The organism is Nocardia sp. NPDC049707, from assembly GCF_040674855.1.
Lineage (GTDB): Bacteria > Actinomycetota > Actinomycetes > Mycobacteriales > Mycobacteriaceae > Nocardia.
Map to the genome: position 1 here is coordinate 33,593 of NZ_JBFANN010000011.1, position 19,531 is coordinate 53,123.

At 65.4% G+C, this 19,531-nt stretch carries 22 protein-coding genes; 9 read left to right on the top strand and 13 right to left on the bottom strand.

The window, feature by feature from the left end; genetic code table 11:
- The 11 genes from mtrA to cofD form a co-directional block, all read right to left on the bottom strand.
- Complete coding sequence (gene mtrA / locus AB0J29_RS12980) at nt 1-687, bottom strand: MtrAB system response regulator MtrA (RefSeq protein WP_174555219.1); 687 nt, start codon at nt 685-687, stop codon at nt 1-3.
- Between the two features lie 69 nt (nt 688-756).
- Nucleotides 757-1,404, bottom strand: coding sequence for a dTMP kinase (locus AB0J29_RS12985; RefSeq protein WP_364783950.1), 648 nt, complete (start codon nt 1,402-1,404; stop codon nt 757-759).
- A 101-nt stretch (nt 1,405-1,505) separates the two neighbouring features.
- Nucleotides 1,506-2,990, bottom strand: coding sequence for an adenosylhomocysteinase (gene ahcY / locus AB0J29_RS12990; RefSeq protein ID WP_364783953.1), 1,485 nt, complete (start codon nt 2,988-2,990; stop codon nt 1,506-1,508).
- Nucleotides 2,991-3,058: 68 nt separating this feature from the next.
- Nucleotides 3,059-4,129: an alkane 1-monooxygenase gene (locus AB0J29_RS12995; RefSeq protein WP_364783956.1), complete on the bottom strand. Its 1,071-nt coding sequence runs from the start codon at nt 4,127-4,129 to the stop codon at nt 3,059-3,061.
- A gap of 277 nt (nt 4,130-4,406) precedes the next feature.
- The gene (locus AB0J29_RS13000; RefSeq protein ID WP_364783959.1) at nt 4,407-5,027 is read right to left on the bottom strand and encodes a TetR family transcriptional regulator; all 621 of its coding nucleotides are present in this window, start codon (nt 5,025-5,027) and stop codon (nt 4,407-4,409) included.
- A gap of 116 nt (nt 5,028-5,143) precedes the next feature.
- Nucleotides 5,144-5,338 carry a rubredoxin gene (locus tag AB0J29_RS13005; RefSeq protein WP_364783962.1) on the bottom strand — a complete coding sequence of 65 codons (195 nt, stop codon included), beginning with the start codon at nt 5,336-5,338 and terminating at the stop codon, nt 5,144-5,146.
- Nucleotides 5,335-5,508, bottom strand: coding sequence for a rubredoxin (locus AB0J29_RS13010; protein ID WP_364783965.1), 174 nt, complete (start codon nt 5,506-5,508; stop codon nt 5,335-5,337). The genes AB0J29_RS13005 and AB0J29_RS13010 overlap by 4 nt, the downstream gene beginning before the upstream one ends.
- A gap of 2 nt (nt 5,509-5,510) precedes the next feature.
- Nucleotides 5,511-6,749 carry an alkane 1-monooxygenase gene (locus AB0J29_RS13015; protein ID WP_364783968.1) on the bottom strand — a complete coding sequence of 413 codons (1,239 nt, stop codon included), beginning with the start codon at nt 6,747-6,749 and terminating at the stop codon, nt 5,511-5,513.
- Between the two features lie 245 nt (nt 6,750-6,994).
- Complete coding sequence (locus tag AB0J29_RS13020) at nt 6,995-7,510, bottom strand: NUDIX domain-containing protein (protein WP_364783971.1); 516 nt, start codon at nt 7,508-7,510, stop codon at nt 6,995-6,997.
- Nucleotides 7,511-7,586: 76 nt separating this feature from the next.
- Complete coding sequence (locus AB0J29_RS13025; protein WP_364783974.1) at nt 7,587-8,951, bottom strand: coenzyme F420-0:L-glutamate ligase; 1,365 nt, start codon at nt 8,949-8,951, stop codon at nt 7,587-7,589.
- Nucleotides 8,948-9,946 carry a 2-phospho-L-lactate transferase gene (gene cofD, locus AB0J29_RS13030; RefSeq protein WP_364783977.1) on the bottom strand — a complete coding sequence of 333 codons (999 nt, stop codon included), beginning with the start codon at nt 9,944-9,946 and terminating at the stop codon, nt 8,948-8,950. Before cofD ends, AB0J29_RS13025 begins: the two co-directional genes overlap by 4 nt.
- Nucleotides 9,947-10,459: 513 nt before the next feature.
- Here cofD and AB0J29_RS13035 point away from each other — a divergent pair.
- The 7 genes from AB0J29_RS13035 to AB0J29_RS13065 all read left to right on the top strand — a co-directional run bounded on the left by AB0J29_RS13035 (nt 10,460) and on the right by AB0J29_RS13065 (nt 17,189).
- On the top strand, nt 10,460-10,693 hold the full coding sequence (locus AB0J29_RS13035) for a WhiB family transcriptional regulator (RefSeq protein ID WP_029901515.1): 234 nt from the start codon (nt 10,460-10,462) through the stop codon (nt 10,691-10,693).
- Between the two features lie 196 nt (nt 10,694-10,889).
- Nucleotides 10,890-11,369, top strand: coding sequence for a metallopeptidase family protein (locus AB0J29_RS13040; protein ID WP_364783980.1), 480 nt, complete (start codon nt 10,890-10,892; stop codon nt 11,367-11,369).
- A 96-nt stretch (nt 11,370-11,465) separates the two neighbouring features.
- Complete coding sequence (locus AB0J29_RS13045) at nt 11,466-11,855, top strand: DUF3499 domain-containing protein (protein WP_364492763.1); 390 nt, start codon at nt 11,466-11,468, stop codon at nt 11,853-11,855.
- A 61-nt stretch (nt 11,856-11,916) separates the two neighbouring features.
- On the top strand, nt 11,917-13,287 hold the full coding sequence (locus AB0J29_RS13050) for a phosphomannomutase/phosphoglucomutase (RefSeq protein WP_364784306.1): 1,371 nt from the start codon (nt 11,917-11,919) through the stop codon (nt 13,285-13,287).
- Between the two features lie 238 nt (nt 13,288-13,525).
- Nucleotides 13,526-14,749 (top strand): tobH protein, encoded by a 1,224-nt coding sequence (locus AB0J29_RS13055; RefSeq protein ID WP_364783983.1) that lies wholly within the window; start codon nt 13,526-13,528, stop codon nt 14,747-14,749.
- Nucleotides 14,749-15,990, top strand: a complete 1,242-nt coding sequence (gene manA, locus AB0J29_RS13060) for a mannose-6-phosphate isomerase, class I (protein ID WP_364783986.1) — start codon at nt 14,749-14,751, stop codon at nt 15,988-15,990. The genes AB0J29_RS13055 and manA overlap by 1 nt, the downstream gene beginning before the upstream one ends.
- Nucleotides 15,991-16,247: 257 nt before the next feature.
- On the top strand, nt 16,248-17,189 hold the full coding sequence (locus AB0J29_RS13065) for a cation diffusion facilitator family transporter (RefSeq protein ID WP_364783989.1): 942 nt from the start codon (nt 16,248-16,250) through the stop codon (nt 17,187-17,189).
- Nucleotides 17,190-17,255: 66 nt separating this feature from the next.
- On the opposite strand, the gene AB0J29_RS13070 is transcribed toward AB0J29_RS13065, so the two are convergent.
- Both AB0J29_RS13070 and AB0J29_RS13075 read right to left on the bottom strand, forming a co-directional pair.
- On the bottom strand, nt 17,256-18,716 hold the full coding sequence (locus AB0J29_RS13070; protein ID WP_364783992.1) for an NAD(P)/FAD-dependent oxidoreductase: 1,461 nt from the start codon (nt 18,714-18,716) through the stop codon (nt 17,256-17,258).
- A gap of 35 nt (nt 18,717-18,751) precedes the next feature.
- Complete coding sequence (locus tag AB0J29_RS13075; protein WP_364783995.1) at nt 18,752-19,063, bottom strand: hypothetical protein; 312 nt, start codon at nt 19,061-19,063, stop codon at nt 18,752-18,754.
- 20 nt (nt 19,064-19,083) lie between these two features.
- Here AB0J29_RS13075 and AB0J29_RS13080 point away from each other — a divergent pair, with 20 nt between their 5' ends.
- Nucleotides 19,084-19,284: a hypothetical protein gene (locus tag AB0J29_RS13080; RefSeq protein WP_364783998.1), complete on the top strand. Its 201-nt coding sequence runs from the start codon at nt 19,084-19,086 to the stop codon at nt 19,282-19,284.
- A 23-nt stretch (nt 19,285-19,307) separates the two neighbouring features.
- Nucleotides 19,308-19,526 (top strand): DUF4287 domain-containing protein, encoded by a 219-nt coding sequence (locus AB0J29_RS13085; protein WP_364784001.1) that lies wholly within the window; start codon nt 19,308-19,310, stop codon nt 19,524-19,526.
- Nucleotides 19,527-19,531 lie beyond the last annotated feature (5 nt).

Genomic DNA, 19,531 nt, shown 5'->3' on the forward strand with positions numbered 1-19,531 from the left:
TCACGGGGGTCCGGCCTTGTAGCCCACACCGCGGACGGTCAGCACGATCTCCGGATTCTCGGGATCCTTCTCGACCTTCGCGCGCAGCCGCTGCACGTGCACGTTCACCAGGCGGGTGTCGGCCGCGTGCCGGTAGCCCCAGACCTGCTCGAGCAGCACTTCACGGGTGAAGACCTGGCGCGGTTTGCGGGCCAGCGCGACGAGCAGATCGAACTCCAGCGGCGTCAGCGAGATCTGCGCACCGCCGCGGGTCACCTTGTGCGCGGGCACATCGATGACGATATCGGCGATGGAGAGCAGTTCGGCGGGCTCTTCCTCGGTGCGGCGCAGGCGCGCACGCACGCGGGCGACGAGTTCCTTCGGCTTGAAGGGTTTGACGATGTAATCGTCGGCGCCGGACTCCAAACCGAGCACGACGTCGACCGTATCGGTCTTCGCCGTGAGCATCACGATCGGAACCCCGGAGTCGGCCCGCAGCACCCGGCATACGTCGATACCGTTCATGCCCGGCAGCATCAGGTCGAGCAGCACCAGATCGGGACGGATCTCCCGAACCGCCGCTAGTGCCTGCGTGCCGTCGCCGACCACATGCGGGTCGAACCCTTCCCCGCGCAAGACGATCGTCAGCATCTCAGCGAGTGCCATATCGTCGTCGACGACCAGAATCTTCGGCTTCATAAGTACTATGTTGTCATCTCTCGCGCTCGGAACGGGCCGCCACGCCAACACTGGTGCAATCCCGCCGCACATCCAACCTTATCCGGCAGTAATTTCGACCAAACGAGTAGTGAGTGTCGCAGGATCGTCACCGGATCGGTATTTCGACCACGGCCCGTACCAGTCCCGTTCAGCCAGCTCACGGTACACCTCGCCGGTGCGCCGCTGTAGTCCGCCGTCGCGCTCGTAGGCATCGAGCGCGCGACTGTCGTCGAGTTCGCCACGCAGCCGGGCACGCTCGGCCGCGACATCGGTCGGCACGTCCAGCAACAGCTGCAGCGTCGGCAGCGGCAACTCGAATCGACCGAACTCCAATTCGCCCACCCAACGTACGATTTCGCCGTCGGCAGACTGATACAGGCGTGCAGCCGAATACGCGGCATTGGAGGCCACGTAGCGGTCCAGGATCACGATGTCGTTGTCGGCCAACAACTTCGACAGGTCATCGCGCGCCGCGGCCCGATCGAGTGCGAACATCAGCGCCATACCGTGTACCGAGTCGGCGAGATCGCCATGGGCGCCCCGCAATGCCTCGGCCGCGAGATCCGCGTGGATGGACCGGTCATAGCGCGGAAACGCCAGTGTTTCCGCGCGCAGACCCCGCGCGCGCAGGTTCGCGATGACGCCGTGGATCAGCGTCCGCTTCCCGGCACCGTCGAGGCCCTCGACCGCAATCAAGACACCCATGGTGAGCAGGCTACCGCCAAGCAACGACACCGAATGACAGCGCCCCGCCGACCGGGCTCGATCGACGGGGCACACGTCTTTTCGGCGCTACCGGTGGCGGCTCAGTAGCGATAGTGCTCGGGCTTGTACGGGCCGTCGACGTCGACGCCGATGTACTCGGCCTGATCCTTGCTGAGCTTGGTCAGCGTGCCGCCGAGCGCCTCGACGTGAATGCGCGCGACCTTCTCGTCCAGATACTTGGGCAGGCGGTAGACCTCGTTGTCGTACTCCTCCGGCTTGGTCCACAGTTCGATCTGCGCGATCACCTGATTGGAGAAGCTATTCGACATCACGAACGACGGATGTCCGGTCGCATTGCCGAGATTCAGCAGCCGTCCCTCGGACAGCACGATGATGGACTTGCCGGACTCCTTGAACGTCCACAGGTCGACCTGCGGCTTGATGTTCAATTTCGTTGCGCCGGAATGCTCCAGCGCCGCCATATCGATCTCGTTGTCGAAGTGACCGATGTTGCCGAGGATGGCCTGGTCCTTCATCGCCTTCATCTGGTCGAGGGTGATGATGTCCTTGTTGCCGGTCGCGGTGATGACGATATCGGCCTCGCCGATCGCCTGCTCGACGGTGACGACGTCGTAGCCGTCCATCAGCGCCTGCAGTGCGTTGATCGGATCGATCTCGGTGACCTGCACCCGGGCGCCCTGTCCCGCGAGCGATTCCGCGCAGCCCTTGCCGACGTCACCGTAGCCGCAGATCAGTACCTTCTTGCCACCGATCAAAACGTCGGTGCCCCGGTTGATTCCGTCGATGAGCGAGTGCCGGGTGCCGTACTTGTTGTCGAACTTGGACTTGGTGACCGAGTCGTTGACATTGATCGCCGGGAACACCAACTCACCCGCCGCGGCGAACTGGTAGAGCCGCAGCACGCCGGTCGTGGTCTCCTCGGTGACGCCCTGCACCGATGCGGCGATCTCGCCCCACTTGGTCTTATCGGTTTCGAAGCGCTTGCGCAGCAGGCTCAGGAAGACCTTGTACTCGGCCGAGTGGTCTTCGTCCTCCGGCGGTACCAGGCCCGCGTTCTCGAACTGCGCGCCGCGCAGCACGAGCATGGTGGCGTCACCGCCGTCGTCGAGGATCATATTCGCCGGTTCGCCCGGCCAGGTCAGCATCTGTTCGGCGGCCCACCAGTACTCCTCCAGGGTCTCGCCCTTCCAGGCAAAGACCGGGGTGCCCTTGGGCTCGTCCGCGGTGCCATGCGGACCGACGACGACCGCCGCGGCGGCATGGTCCTGGGTGGAGAAGATGTTGCACGAGGCCCAGCGGACCTCGGCGCCCAGCGCGGTCAGCGTCTCGATCAACACGGCGGTCTGGATGGTCATATGCAGCGAACCGGAGATGCGCGCGCCCTTGAGCGGCAGCACCTCCGCGTACTCGCGGCGCAGCGCCATCAGACCGGGCATCTCGTGCTCGGCGAGGCGGATCTCCTTGCGACCGAATTCGGCCAGCGACAGGTCCGCTACCTTGTATTCGATGCCGTTGCGGACATCAGTGGTCAGGGACGTGCTTGCGGGAAGTTCTGAGGTCGTCATCTGCCTCTATCAGCCTCTCCTGGTTCGTCAGTACCGGGTTAAGGCTAACCGCTGAGTGCTTCGGCGGACTACGCGGTCACGCCGTAGGACATCAGGATCCGACGCCGCTTACGCGGCTGGATATTCGCGAGGGTGATATCGCCGCCGTAATGGGCCAGTACGCGATGATCCATGATGTGTCGCCACAGCGGCGGAATGGCCGCGAACACGATCATGGACAGGTATCCGGCGGGCAGCTGCGGCGCCTGCATCGAACTGCGCAGGGTCTGGTACCGCCGCCCCGGATTCGCGTGGTGATCGCTGTGCCGCTGCAGATGGAACAGGAAGATATTGGTGACCAGATGGTCACTGTTCCAGCTATCCCGCGGCGAGCAGCGCACGTACCGGCCGTTGGGTTGGCGTGTGCGCAGCAGTCCATAGTGCTCGATGTAGTTCACCGTCTCCAGCAGCATGACACCGATCACCGCCTGCAACGCCAGATACGGCAGTGCGCGCCAGCCGAAGATCGCGAGCAGCGTTCCGAACAGCGCCAGGCTCATCGCCCACGCCTGCAGGATGTGGTTGTCCGCACTGAACCAGCGTTTGCCCCTGCGGGTAAGGCGCTCGCCTTCGAGCCGGATGGCGGAGCGGTATCCGCCGGAAATGCTGCGCGGTAAGAACTCCCAGAGTGATTCGCCCACCCTGGCGCTGGCGGGATCTTCCGGCGTCGCCACGCGCGCATGATGGCCGCGGTTGTGCTCGACGAAGAAGTGTCCGTAGCCGGACTGCGCCAGCGAAATCTTGGCCAACCAGCGCTCCAGATGTTCGACCCGGTGGCCGAGTTCATGCGCCGCGTTGATGCCGATACCGCTGACGAACCCGAGAGTCATTGCCAGCCCGAGCTTGTCGACTACGGCCAGCTCGTCACCCGCCCACATGGCGCTGGCGACGATCAGGCCGGCCAATTGGAACGGCAGGAACAGATAGGTGCACCACCGGTAGTACCGATCGTTGGACAGCAACTCGTAATCCTCATCGCGCGGATTGGTGCCGTCCACACCGACCATCCAATCCAGCACGGGGATGACGATCAACACGATGATCGGCCCGATCCACCAGAAGACCGGAGCGCCGGTATGTAAAACCAACTGCGATGGCAACAACGCGATCGCAGGAGCGATCAAGCCGAGGACCCACAGATGGCGTTTGGGGTCGGGCGACCCCTCCGGTTTGCCAAGCGCTCGCACGTTTGCCCCGCTCAGTAAGTACGCGACTCCGACGCATGAGAATACATGCACACCTTACGTCTGTTACACAGCAGCTCGGCGCCGAAAGATGTCGCCAGTTACATGCCTGGCGGTTGGTTTTCAAGCACCTTCATCTGTATCCGCGATCATGGCAAACGCATCGCAAACGGTCAATTTCCCAGTGGCGGAATCAGTGCCGCTCGCGCGAGGCCAGAATTGCCTCGACGTACGGGCTGAAAACAGCACTCAATTCCGCGGGCGCGTTGCGGCCGGGCGCGGGCGGCGTGGGGATGTAGCTGAGCGCGATACGCACCAAAGCCTGTGCCAGCACATCGGATTCGGCCGCCGTCGCCTGCACCCAGCTGTGCTGGAATGCGATGGACAGCCGCGCGGTCGCGTGTTCGAGCAACGGCTCGGCATCAAGGGTGATGAGCCGCAACAGATCCAGCTTCACCTCACCGGCGACCAGCGACTGGACCAGCGGGTCGGCGGCGGCCGCCTGGAAGAAGTCGCGTAGCCCCTCGTCGAATGCGGCCCGCGCGTCGCCGATATTGCCGTCGATAGCCGAGCCGACATGATCGACCAGATCGTCGGCCAGGCGAAGCGCATAGGACTGCGCGAGCCCGGCGCGCGAACCGAATTCGTTGTAGAGGGTCTGCCTGCTGACACCGGCGCGGGTGGCCACATCACCGAGGGTGATCTTGGACCAGTCCCGCTCGGTGAGCAGCTCGCGCATCGAATCGAGGACGGAGGTGCGCAGCAGTTCCCGCGCCGCCTCCTGATAGGAAAGCTTGGGTCTGATTTGCGGCACTCCCGGGTCCCTCCGTGGTAATGCTCCGCTCCCTCCTCCGGGACCGTCGCTCGCGCCGCGGGTCCGTTGCGCGGCATACCCGCGAGGTTGTCACGGGTGGTTGCCGCAGTCAAAATTCACGACCGTTCGATCTCGACCATGTAAAAGTCGGCTTTGGCGGCGCCACAGTCCGGACAGCTCCAGTCGTCGGGGATGTCATCCCAGCGGGTGCCCGGCTCGATGCCGTCATCCGGCCAGCCCTTCGCCTCGTCGTATTCGAAGCCACACTGAATGCATTGGAACAACTTGTATTCGGGCGATGCTTCACTCATGTTGGAACCCCCATCGGTTCGAAGTCGATCTTCTCGCGGACGCCACAGTCGGGACAACACCAGTCGTCGGGTATCTTTTCCCACCCGGTGCCCGCCGGAAACCCTTCGTGCGGAGCGCCTTTCAGCTCGTCGTAGACGTAATCGCAGACGGGACAACGAAAACTGCTCATGCTCACGCCTCCGACCCGGCCGTACCGTAGCGCGCGATCACCTTGTCCCGCTTGGCCGGATGGATATTCGCGCGGGTGATATCGCCGCCGTAATGCGCGAGCACCCGCTTATCCATCACGTGCCGCCACAGCGGCGGGAAGTAGGCGAGCAGGATCATGCTGGCGTAGCCGCTCGGCAGGTTCGGCGCACCGTCCCAACTGCGCAGCGTCTGATAGCGGCGGGTCGGGTACGCGTGGTGATCGCTGTGCCGTTGCAGGTGGTACAGGAAGATATTGGTGACGATGTGGTCGCTGTTCCAGCTGTGCACCGGGGCCGGTCGCTCGTACCGACCGGATGCGGTGCGCTGGCGGATCAGGCCGTAGTGCTCGAGGTAGTTGACCGCCTCCAGCAGGCTGAAGCCTACGATCGCCTGCAGAATCAGGTAGGGCAGCAGGCCGATTCCGAACACCGCGAGCAGCACCGCGTACAGCGCCACCGACATCAGCCAGGCGCTGAGCACCTCGTTGCGCAGACTCCACAACTTCTTACCGAGCCGATCCAGCCGGACCTTCTCCAGCCGCCACGAAGAGATGAAGCTGCCCCACACCGTGCGCGGCCAGAAGGCCCAGAACGATTCGCCGACCCGGGAACTCGCGGGATCCTCGGGCGTGGCGACGCGCACGTGATGGCCACGGTTGTGCTCGATATAGAAGTGTCCGTAGCACGACTGAGCCAGGGCGATGCGCGAGAGCCAGCGCTCCAGATCGACCTTCTTGTGGCCGAGTTCGTGCGCGGTATTGATGCCGATGCCGCCGATCATGCCGATGGTGATGGCCAGTCCGATCTTGTCGACAATGTGCAGCCCGCCGTCGATGCCGAGCCAGCTCAGGTTGTCCGCCGTGATCAGATAGCACCCCATGACCAGCGTCGCGTACTGGAACGGCAGGTACAGGTAGGTGAGATAGCGGTAGTACTTGTCGTTCTCCAGGTACTCCATCACCTCGTCGGGCGGATTTTCGCCGTCCGGGCCGAAGAAGATATCGGCCAGCGGAATCACTACGTAGACCAGCACCGGGCCCAGCCAGAACGGGACTTGGGCCAGCCTGTGCCAGCCGAATTCGTTGAATGCCCAGATCAGCGGCAAGCCGATGGTGAAGAGGCCGGTCGGTGCGAACAGCCCCCACAGCCATAGGTAGCGCTTGCGGTCACGCCAATCGGTCGCGGCGGCAGGCCGACCCGGCGCATACGGTTCCGTGGACATCGTCGTCTCCTCATCCAAGCGGCACATCACATGTGATGTGCAGTACCACTTACTGTGGACATTAGAGATCAACTTGTCTTCTGTCTAGACAAATTTATCAATTTGTAAAGTCTGGCGGAAAGGGTGAATCAGACACCGCAGCACTGCGGTACGCCCGAGACGACGATCGCCGCACCATGGGGGATGACGCGGCGATCGCGCGCTCAGCGAGCGTCTGTGAACTGGGGCGATGGAGGTTCGATCGATCAGTGAAGCAGGACGTCGGCATTGTCGGGCAGCGCGTCGACCGGCCACCACCGCAGGTCAGTGGATTCGTGGCTGCGGATGGGGACCGCGCCGGGTGGGGCGACGATGCGGAACAGCAGATCGAGGTGGCGGGTCGGGACACCGAGCGAACAGGTGATCGGATGGGCCTGCGCGCCATAGAGTTCCGGATCCATGCGCAGGTCCGTGATGCCGGACTCCTCGGTCGCCTCGCGCAGCGCGGCGTCGGCCACCGTCTCGTCACCCTCCTCGCAGTGCCCGCCGAGCTGGATCCAACGGCCGACCCGCGGATGCAGCGTCAGCAGCACCGCGCGCTCATCGTGTGAGAAGACGACGGCCGAGGCCGTGATGTGACCGGGTGCATGCTCGCGCAGACACCCACGCGGTGCGGATCCGAGAAAGGCCAGCATCGCCTCGCGCAGCGAGGCATCGACCCCCGTCGGCTGCCACGCCTCGAGCAACTGTGTGGCCGAGGCGTGCAGCGAACTCACACTCACGACTGCGCCTTGCCGGCGCTCGGCTCCGCCGTGTGCGATTGCACGCTGTGTCGATGGTTCACTCGCTGACGCTCGTTCACAGTTCGACCAGGCCGGGGCCAGGACCGAAGACCGGACGCGGGGTGAGTTCTTCGAGGGGATGGCCGATGGCGATAGCGCCCAGGGGATTCCAGTCGTCGGCGAGGCCGAGGACGTCGCGAGTGATCTCCGGGGCGAAGATGGTCGAGCCGATCCAGCAACTGCCGATACCCTCGGTGGCCAGTGCGACGAGCAGACCCTGTACCGCCGCGCCGACCGCGACGGTGAACATGGTGCGCTCGTTACCGCGCCGCCGCTCGTCCGGATAGTCGTGGGCGCCGTCGGGCACACAGAACGGAATGATCACCTCGGGTGCGTCGTGCAGGATGCGGCCGCGGGCGATTCGGCGTTCCACCCGCTCCGGATCGAGGCCATCCGCGGTGAGATCGTCCCGCCACTTGGCGGCCATGGCCGCCAAGAGCCGGGCGCGCAGACCGGGCTTGCGGATCCAGACGAAACGCACCGGACGGGTGTGATGCGGCGCGGGCGCGGTGAGCGCCTTCGCCACCGCGGCGCGAATGCTTTCTGGATCGACTGGGGTATCGGCGAATTGACGAATCGAACGACGTAGCAGCAGCGCCTCGGAGCGCCCCTGCTCGATCGCCTCGGCCGTACCGAGCCAGAACAGATCATCGCTGCCGCCGCGCAGCAGGTCCGCGGCACAGGAACCGTCGTCGGTGATCGGCAGACCGCGCACCACCGCGACCGGGACGCCGCCGAACTTGCCCTTCACCAGGTCAGCCGCGGCGGCCAATTCGTCGGCTACCGCCACCTGGGTGACATGCAGTTCATTGCCCTGCCCGTCGACCGTGCCCGCATAGTCGTGCAGCACCCGCAGGCCGGCGGCGCCGATAGCGGTATCGGTCTGCCCGTTGCGCCAGGCCCGGCCCATGGTGTCGGTGATGACCACCGCGATCTGTACCCCGAGCCGCTCGGATAACGCGGTGCGCAACACCTTCGCGCTGGCATCCGGATCCGAGGGCAGCAGGACGAGTTCACCCTGCTCGACATTGGATCCATCCACCCCGGAAGCGGCCTGCACGATGCCGAGCTTGTTCTCGGTGATCAGCGTGCGGCCCTTGCGCGCGAGCACACGCACCGCCTCCTGCTCCACCAGCACGCGGCGCGCGGTATCGCGCTCTTCCGGATCCAACGGCGCCTCGACAATGCGGCCCTCGGCCTTGGCGACGATCTTGCTCGTGACGACCAGGATGTCCCCGTCGGCCAACCAGGGCGCGGCTGCGGCGATGTGTTCGGCGATATCGTCACCGGGCCGAAATTCCGGCAGGCCGGTGATCGGCAAGATCTGCAACTCCCCCGCCGCATGATCGATCGGGCCCGTCAATGGCTCTTGCGTCGTCATCGCTTCACTCCCGCCAGGTCGAGCGCCTCCCGCACCATTTCAGCGGTGGTCGGCGGATCGGTCATCAATAGCGGCACGCTGCGCACTTCGACATCGGGCACGTCCGCGGTATCAGTGCTGTGGATCAGCCACCCATCCAGGATGCCGGTGGCCGAGCGCGCACCGTAGTGGCGCCCGATCGCCTCGGCGCTGGTTTCCACTCCGATCACCAAAAGGCATTCATCGGCCATGCCGCGCAACGGTTTTCCGTCGATCACGCCGGAGATGCCGATCACCTTGGCCTCGGTAGTGCGCAGTGCGCCGCGAATGCCGGGCACGGCGAGGATGGCGCCGATGCTCACCACGGGGTTGGAGGGGGCCAGCAGCACAGCGTCGGCCTCGGCTATGATCTGTGTCACATTTGGCGCCGGTTTGGCGTCATCGGCCCCAATTGTGGCGAATCCGTGCGTCTCGATGTCCGCGCGGTAGCGAACCCACCACTCTTGGAAATGGATCGCGCGGCGTTCGCCAGGGTTGCCAGGGTCACTGACAACGACATGCGTTTCGCAACGATCGTCGGTAGCCGGGATGAGTTTTACGCCCGGCTGCCACCGGTTGCACAACGCCTCGGTGACCGCGGAGAGCGGATACCCGGCGCGCAACATTTCGGTCCGAACCAAGTGCGTCGCGATATCGCGATCCCCCAAACCGAACCAATCGGGTTGGGCATGATATTTGGCCAGTTCTTCCTTGGCGTGCCAGGTTTCGGCGACCCGGCCCCAACCGCGTTCGGTATCGATTCCGCCGCCAAGGGTGTACATGCAGGTATCGAGGTCGGGGCAGATCCGGAGGCCGTGCATCCAGACGTCGTCACCGACATTGACGATGGCGGAAACGTCGGCATCGGGCAGTAGTTCCCGGACGCCCTGAAGGAAGCGCGCGCCGCCGACCCCGCCCACCAGGACGGCGATCTTGGGCCCACTTGCGGGTGCGGTGTCCGCTTGTTGTGGAGTCACATCGACACAGCCTATGCGCTGCCGGAACGGCTGCCGTTCTCGTCGAATTTGCTGCTTATTTGCTATTCCATGTTCAAGATCAGCTCCGGAAAGCGGTAGCGGATAGTAACGGAATTGCGACGACGGCTTGACCATCGACACGTTCGGCGTGTCTAATCACAGTCATGTCATTTCGGGTTCGCGCGAGAGTTCAAGGCGCGGACGGATTTTCGAACATGTGTTCGCACCGGAGTGGCAAGCTCGGGGATGTCCGCGGGACAACATCGCGGGGTACGGCCGTCGGTGTGCGTGTTGGTCCGACGGAAAGAATCAATCTGCGCTAACACACAGTGAGGAGGCGGAGCGATGGCCAATGAGCTGGCCCCTTCGGGCATGCCGGGCGGCGTATCGCAAACCGATTCCACAGCAGGCGCAGCACGTGGCGTCTGCGCAGAGATCGGTCGGATCGGACCTGAGATGACCGACGGAGTGACAGCACCCCGGCTCAGCTTGGTCGCGACGGGCTTCGACGAGATGTTCGAATCGATCGAGGAGCAGTGGCAGGAACGCGCCCTGTGCGCACAGACCGATCCGGAGGCGTTCTTTCCCGAGAAGGGCGGCTCGACCCGTGAGGCCAAACGGATCTGCATGGGCTGCGAGGTACGCGACGAGTGCCTGGAATACGCACTCGCGCACGATGAACGCTTCGGTATCTGGGGCGGCCTCTCCGAACGAGAGCGGCGCCGCCTGAAGCGCGGCATCGGCTAGAGACTTGGGCCCTGCCCCGGAGTTGCCTGCGAACGCGGCGAGTCACCGACGTGTCGACTGATTTCGCCGGCACATGGGTAACTCCGGGGGCACGCCCAGCAGTCGACCGCACCCGACCATCGGCCGCCGATGCGGCGGACACCGCACCCGGCGGGGTGCCGACAGTCGGGGAAGCGGATTAGCCTAGGTTTTAGTCATGGCCCGTTCACGAAATCGTCGTCCACCGACCGCACGATCGGTGATCCGTCGTGGGCGCGGGGTGCGCGGGCCGATGCTCCCACCGACAGTGCCGGCATGGCGCACCAGGGGGCAGCAGTTCGACCGGCTGGTCCTCGAAGCTTTCGCGCCGTTGGACACCCAGTGGCACGACCGACTCACCAAGCTCGATATCGCGGTCGACGATGTGCCGAAAATCCGCCCGCTGCACCCGGATTCGGTCACCTGGCCGGACGAGGTGGTGGCCGACGGGCCGGTGCCGCTTTCGCGACTCATTCCGGCCGGTGTGGACCGGCACGGAGTGGCAACCCGCGCCCGAGTTGTGTTGTTCCGCAAGCCACTCGAGCTACGCGCGGGCGATCCCGACGATCTGGTCGATCTGCTACGCGAGGTTCTGGTCCAACAAATCGCCACCTATCTCGGCGTCGATCCGGACATCATCGATCCCGAAGGCGCGTAACGAACACACCGCCGAGCGCCGGTGAACTCGCCCAAATCGCCGAATCCTTAGCGTGTCTGAGCACATCGGAACGTCGAGCGCGTTACGCTCATCGGCGTGATCCCCATGCGTCGTTGCTGCCGACCAGGTTGCAAGAATCCCGCTGTTGCGACGCTCACCTACGTGTACTCCGATTCGACCGCGGTGGTCGGGCCGCTGGCGACGGTGGCCGAACCGCATTCCTGGGATCTGTGTGAAACACATGCTTCCCGGATCACCGCACCAAAAGGTTGGGAAATGGTTCGCCACGAAGGCGGATTCTCTTCCAACACACCGGATGACGATGATCTGACGGCATTGGCCGAAGCGGTCCGCGAGGCCGGCCTGCGCCGCCGCCCCCCGGAGCACGACCAGCGTCGCTATTCCGATTACGCCCCGCCAACACCGCGCGCGACGCGCACCGGTCGGCGCGGACACCTTCGAGTACTTCCGGACCCGCCCAGCTAACAGTCGGGACGGGACCGTGTCAGAGGCGTCGGCGCGAGCCACTAGGGTGGTCACCATGACAGTGGCCCGCTCTGCCGAATTCGTGAACGCGGTGATCAAGGCTTATGACGTTCGCGGGGTCGTCGGTGAACAGATCGACGGAGAATTCGTCCAGGATGCGGGGGCCGCGTTCGCACGGTTGATGCGCGCCGAGGGTGCGACCCGCGTGGTCATCGGACACGATATGCGCGAGTCCTCCCCAGAACTGGCCGCCGCGTTCGCCGACGGCGTACTCGGCCAGGGTCTCGATGTGGTGCACATCGGACTCGCCTCGACCGATCAGCTGTACTTCGCCTCCGGTCATCTCGATTGCCCCGGCGCGATGTTCACCGCCAGCCACAATCCAGCCCGCTACAACGGCATCAAGCTGTGCCGCGCGAAGGCGCTTCCGGTGGGTCAGGACACCGGCCTGGCGGCCATCAAGGACGAGGTGATCAACGGGGTACCCGGCTACGAAGGAACGCCGGGCAGCACCACGAGGACCGATCTGCTCGGCGAGTACGCGAAGTTCCTGCGCGGACTGGTCGATCTCGACCATGTCCGCCCGCTCACCATCGCGGTGGACGCGGGCAACGGCATGGGTGGGCACACCGTGCCCGAAGTGCTGGGCGCCGTGGCGCAGCTGACGCTGGTGCCGCTCTACTTCGAGCTGGACGGCTCGTTCCCCAATCATGAGGCCAATCCGCTCGATCCGAAGAATCTGGTCGATCTGCAGGATCTGGTCCGCAAGTCCGGCGCCGATATCGGTCTGGCCTTCGACGGCGATGCCGACCGCTGCTTCGTGGTGGACGAGAACGGCGATCCGATTTCGCCATCGGCGATCACCGCCCTGGTCGCCGAGCGCGAACTGGCCAAGGAGCCGGGTGCGGTCATCATCCACAATCTGATCACCTCGCACGCGGTGCCCGAACTCGTGCACGAACTCGGCGGCACCCCGGTGCGCACCCGGGTCGGGCACTCGTTCATCAAGCAGGAAATGGCTGCCACCGGCGCGGTATTCGGCGGTGAGCATTCCGCGCACTACTACTTCCGCGACTTCTGGGGCGCCGATTCCGGTATGCTCGCGGCCCTGCACGTGCTTGCGGCACTCGGCGAGAAAGACCGGCCGATTTCGGAGCTCATGTCATCGTACGAAACATATGCGGCGTCCGGGGAGATCAACTCGACAGTGGCGGACGCGAAGGAGCGGACGATGGCTGTGGTGGACGCATTCGAGGATCGGGCCACATCGGTAGACCGGTTGGACGGGGTCACCGTCCAACTCGCCGACGACGCCTGGTTCAACCTGCGCGCATCGAATACCGAACCGTTGCTGCGGCTGAACGTCGAAGCCAGGTCGACGGACGACGTAGACGCGCTCGTGACCGAGATTCTGAGCATCGTCCGCTCCTGACTGGGATAGTGGAACCAGGGCGGATGCAATCACACACCCAGGACTCGGCGACGGAGAAAGTAGACGGCTCAGCCCAATACCGAGATTCTGAGCATCGTCCGCTCCCGACTGGAATAGTGGAATTACAGACGTTGGATTCGCCCGACCTGGGTGCTCGAGTCGATCCCCCCGAATCGACAGCCCGGGTGGGAGCAGGGCGGGACCGCACACAGCGCGATGAGGGGAGGTGGGACGCCCGATGATCGCTGGAACACCGGTGCTCGACCTCGACGATGCCGTTTCGCTCGAGGCTGCCGATGTCGGCGGCGCCCTGCGCTCGGCGGCATCCGGCGGCGCGCAGGTACGCGCGACCGCGGCAGCGGTCGGTGAGGACGCGCTTGCGCGCCTCGCGGATCTGCGACCACGCAGTGTGGTGTTGGTCTCCGGCGCGGGCCGGGCCGCACGCGCCGCGAGTCTGATCGTCGCCGCGATCGGCGACCGCGCCGGCCTACCCGTGGTCCCGGTCGCTGCCCTTCCGCCCTGGGTCGGTCCGCTCGACGTGGTGCTCGTCGCAGGCGATGACGCGGGCGATCCTCGGCTGATCGATGCGGTCGACCGGGCACAGCGCCGGGGCGCGGAAGTCGTGGTCGCGGCTCCACACGAAGGCCCGCTGCGGGCCGCCGCTGCCGGACGTACCGCACTACTGGAGCCGCGGATTCCGGTCCTGGACCACAATCGGCTGCTGCGCTTCCTCGCGGCCTGCATCGCGGTGTTGCGCATCGTCGATCCGAACCGCTCCGGTGCGATCGTCCCCGACCTGACCGAGCTGGCCGATGTGCTCGATGCCGAGGCCTTGCGCGATGGTCCGCACAATGAGGTCTTCCACAATCCGGCCAAGACGCTGGCCGCACGCATGCAGCAGCGCGCCATCGTGCTGGCCGGGGACTCCCCCGCCGCCAGCGAGCTGGCCGAGCACGGCGCCGAGGTGCTGTTGCAGTCGGCGGGCAAGGTGGCCACCGCGGTGGATCTGGCCGAGGCTGTTGCCGCCAATCCCCGAATGGTCGAGGCCGCAGGCGAATCCGCGCCGAACTTCGATCCGCTGTTTCACGACGAGGAACTCGACGGCCCCGCGCCGGTGGAGCGCATCAGGGTGTTCGTGCTCAGCGCGGCCCTGGATCAGGCCGCGGCGCGTCGTCGACTCGCCGTCTTCGGCGGCAGCGGATCGGGTCTGGTCGACGCCGATCTGGTGAGCGCGGATATCGAACTGCTGCACACCTCGCTCACCGATCCCGCCACGCCTATGCCTGCCAGAGTGGATGACTCGGGCGTGCCGAGGCCCGGCACCATCACCCTTGCCAACGAACTCGAACAACTCGCGGTGCTCGCCCTACGCTTGGAGATGGCCGCCGCCTATCTGCGATTGATCGGCTCGCGCGGCGGTGCGACACAGTCCACGGAACAGCTCGACGGGGGACACTACTAGTGCACGAACTCGTTGGTGCGCTGCGTTCCTATGCCTGGGGTTCACGCACCGCACTCGCTCAATTGTGCGGCCGGCCCGTCCCTTCCGCGCATCCGGAGGCGGAGCTGTGGTTCGGCGCGCATCCGGCCGATCCGGCGCACGTCCGCTTGGAGCACAACACGCGCTCACTGCTGGAATTGGTCGCCGACGATCCAGAGCGCGAACTCGGTGCCGCCGCACCGGAATTCGGTGGACGGCTGCCATTCCTGTTGAAGATCCTCGCCGCCGAGGAACCGCTATCGCTGCAGGCACATCCGAGTTCGGCGCAGGCACTGGCCGGATTCGAGCGGGAGAATCTCGCACGGGTGCCGCTGGATTCACCGATGCGCAACTATCGCGACGAGAACCATAAGCCGGAACTGGTTGTGGCGCTGGATCGATTCGAGGCCCTGGCCGGATTCCGGGATCCACTGCGCACGGTCGAGTTGCTGCGCGCACTGGATGTGCCCGGACTGCGCTCCTACGCAGATCTGCTTGCCGCCCAACCCGATTCGGCCGGACTGCGGACACTGTTCACGACCTGGATCACGCTGCCGCAGAGCGTCCTCGGCACACTGTTGCCCCAGGTGCTGGATGGATGCGTGCGCTATCTCTCGGAGAAGGGGCTCCATCAGACTGATAAACGACAGCGGGAGTTCACCGCGGAGGCGCGCACCACACTCGAACTCGCCGAGGCCTATCCGGGCGATGCCGGTGTGCTGGCCGCGCTGCTGCTGAATCGGCTGACGCTGGAACCGGGACAGGGACTGTTCCTCGCGGCGGGCAATCTGCACGCGTATCTGCGCGGGCTCTGCGTGGAGATCATGGCCAACTCGGACAATGTGCTGCGTGGTGGTCTGACGCCTAAGCATGTCGATGTGCCGGAGTTGCTGCGGGTGCTGGATTTCGAAGCGATCGATTTGCCGGTGGTGCTGCCGGAACCGGCGGGCGATGGGTCGGTGCGGTATCGGACACCCGCGCCGGAGTTCGCGCTGCGGCGGTTCGACCTGACCGCCGGATCCGGGCAGGTGCCGCTGACATCTGCTGGACCGGGGATCGTGCTGTGCACGGCGGGGACGGTGCGGCTGTTCCACGGGGGCAGTGAGCTGGTGCTGGAACGCGGTGCGGCGGCGTGGATATCCGCGGCCGACACCGAGATTCGCGCCCAAGCCGTCGATGGTGCCGCCCAGGTGTTCTGCGCGTGCGTCGGTGGCGGGAACTGACCTGTCGCCCAGTCTGCTCGTATGCTGCCCTAGGCTGTTCGTTCGACGGCCTCCTGACGGGGCCACCACGGAGCGAGTCTTACGAGCGACGTTCGCGGCCCGTCTCGCGTCCGCGCGAAGTCGCGGCCATGAACTCAGCCGAGCGGCGGAAGGGCATGCGACGTAATCGCGAGTCTCGGCCGCTCGGACGCGAGACACCAGGGCCACGAACACACAGCGCCGCAAGCGCGGCACATTGGGCACAGGAGGACCTACTCATGTCGGCTGGTGGGGGCAAGAAGGCGATTCTCGCCGCATTGTCGGCGAATGCGGGGATCGCGGCGGCGAAGTTCGTCGGCGCGTTCATCACCGGTTCGGGATCGATGCTGGCCGAGGCGGTGCACTCGGTCGCGGATACCGCCAACCAGGGGCTGCTGCTGCTCGGTCAGCGCCGCGCCGCTCGCGATGCCGATGAACTGCACCCGTTCGGATACGGGCGCAATCGATACTTCTATTCGTTCATCGTGGCGCTTGTGTTGTTCACGCTCGGCTCGATCTATGCCATCTATGAGGGCATCCACAAGATCCAGCATCCGGAGGAACTGAGCAATCCGATCGTCGCGATCGTCATCCTGCTCATCGCGATCTGCCTGGAGGGCTACAGCTTCATCACGGCGATGCGGGAATCCGTCCCGCTCAAGGGAAATGCGAGCTGGTGGCGGTTCATCCGCAATTCGCGCAGTCCGGAACTGCCGGTGGTGCTGCTGGAGGACACCGGCGCGCTGGTCGGTCTGGTCTTCGCATTGGCGGCGGTCGGGTTGACCATGCTCACCCATGATCCGGTCTGGGATGGCATCGGCACCCTGGCCATCGGCGGACTGCTCGGCGTTATCGCGTTGATCCTGGTCGTGGAGATGCAGAGCCTACTCATCGGTGAGGGCGCGACGCCGGAGGAGGATAAGGCGATCCGCGCCAACCTGGTCGACGGCAAGCGCATCGACCGGCTGATCCATCTCAAAACGCAGTATCTCGGGCCGGAGGAGATCCTGGTCGCGGCCAAGATCTCGATCGTGCCCGATCTGGCTATCGCGGATATCGCCGCGGCCATCGATGATGCGGAGGCCAGAGTGCGGGCGGCCGTGCCCGCCGCGCGGGTGATCTATCTGGAACCCGACCTGTACCGGACGGCACGGGCTGATTCAGCGACTCCACGCAATTAGGGGCCTGAGCTGGCGCTTCTCGGCCGATTCCGGCGAATCGCGCCAGACCCGGCAGAACGGGCACGTTCAGGTCGGATTCGAGGTGCGCAGCAGATCTGTTGGGTCGATGCGGATTCCGAATTCGCTGCGCAGCACATGCCGTGCGGCGTGCATGCCCGACATGCCGTGGACACCCGGACCCGGTGGGGTCGAGGAGCAAAGATAGACCCCGGGTAGTGGTGTGGCGTATGGATTCCAGCGCGCGACCGGGCGGAAGGCGAACTGGCGCAAAGTCATCGCGCCGGCGGAGATATCGCCGCCGATGTAGTTGGCATTGTGCGACGGCATTTCGGCACCGGTGACGACATTCTTGGCCAGGATCAGGTCGGTGAAGCCCGGGGCGAACCGTTCCACCTGAGCGATGACGGCGGCGCTGATATCGCGAGTGGAACCGTTCGGGACGTGGGCGTAGGTGTAGAGGGTATGACCGCCCGCCGGTGCCCGCGTCGAGTCGACCACGCCCGGCTGGATGGCGAGGACATAGGGACGATCCGCGTGTTGTCCTGCGGCGATGGTCTTTTCGACGGCCATTGCCTCGGCGCGGGTGCCGACCAGATGTAGCGTCCCGGCAAGCTCACACCCCGGCGCCTGCCATGGCACCGGCCCGGACAACGCGAAGTCGACCTTGCAGGCTGCACCGCCATAACGGAAGCGGCGCAAGCCGTTTGCGTAATGATCCGGCAGCCGGTCTGCCGCGATGCGCAGCAGTTCGGCGGGCGCGGTATCCAGCACAACCGCACGCGCGCCACCGAATTCGTCGAGCGAATCGACGCGGTGTCCGGTGACGAGCTTGCCGCCGAGCCGTTCGAGTTCGGCGATCAGCGCGTCCGGAATGGCCTGACTGCCGCCGCGCGGCAGCACCCAGCCACCGGCATGCGCGAGTGTCGCGAGCAGCATGCCCGCCCCGGCCGCGGGGATGGCGCGCGGCGGTGTGATCGCGTGCGTGGCAACGCCGGTCAGCAGTGCCGGTGCTGTCTGCTCGCGAAATCGCACGTTCCACAGGGGCGAACCCTGCTCGAGCACCCGTAGTCCGAAACGCAGTCCGGTCAGTAGATCGGCGGGCGGACGGCGCAGGTCCGACATCGCGAAATCCACGACCTGCCGCCAATGCCGGACCATCGGCTCGAAGAGCGCACGCCAGGCGGCGCCGTCCCGGCCGAGCCCCGCGGCGGTGCGGTCCAGATCGCGCCACGCCACACCGGCCGTGCCGCCGTCGAGCGGATGCGCGTAGGACACCTCGGGCGCGAGCAGTTCGACATCGTGCGCGGCCAGATCGAAGGCACGAAAGAACGGCGACGCCAGGGCCATCGGATGCGCACCGGCGCAGACATCGTGCCGGTATCCGGGCAGCGTCAACTCGGCGGTTCGACTCCCGCCGCCCGCGGTGGCCTGCGCCTCGTGCACCTCGACGGTGAGACCGGCACGCGCCAGGATCACCGCAGCGGCGAGACCATTGGGACCGGAACCGACCACGACGACATCAGGCATACCTCGATTCTGCCGGGCCGCCCCGGGCTGTGCCGTCACCCGCGCGAGGTATATATCACCCGGTCACTCCCCTGATGTGTCCATTGGCCGAGCAGCACCCGGATGCGCTCCTCCTGCAGGTCGTCGACCAGGCGACCGCTGCGATCCAGCGTGGCGATCGCGGGCACCGCGCTACCGGCCACCTCGGTGCCGGCTTGTAGCTCGAATTCGCCCGCGAACGGCGCGTACGCGGTCTGGATCTCACCGAATGCATCGCGCAGCGCCTGCGGCGCCTCCAGGCCGAACTTCAGGTCATCCTGGTGCTGCTCGCCACCAAGCAGCGCTACGCCCTTGGCATCGTTGGTCATGCGCGGTCCCGATCGGCGACATGCTCATTGTCCTCAACTGGGGCGGTTCCACCGCGGCCGCGTTCGGCATCCACGGGCTGACTGCCACGTTGGTCATCGTGACCGGGGTCCTGCTGATCCGCGCGCGGACGGTCCTGAACCGGCAGGAAGCTCCGCCGCCAACGCCTGATCACCGGATCGCACCGATGAGTTTCGGTGATCCGCCCCGTCGGTATCGCTGAACGCACGAACAGAGGAGACGACCATGGCAACGACCAAGCCCAAGGGCCCCGCATCCTACTTCCCATCGATCGAGGCCAAATACGGTCGCACCATCGACGAGTGGAAATCCGCCATGCGCGCGTCGAATCTGGCTTCGCAGAAGGAAATCGTCGAATGGCTGAAGTCCGAGCACGGCTTCGGCCACGGCCACGCCACCGCGATCACCCAGCACTACCTGCATCCGGAGAAGTGGGCCGACTGATCCCA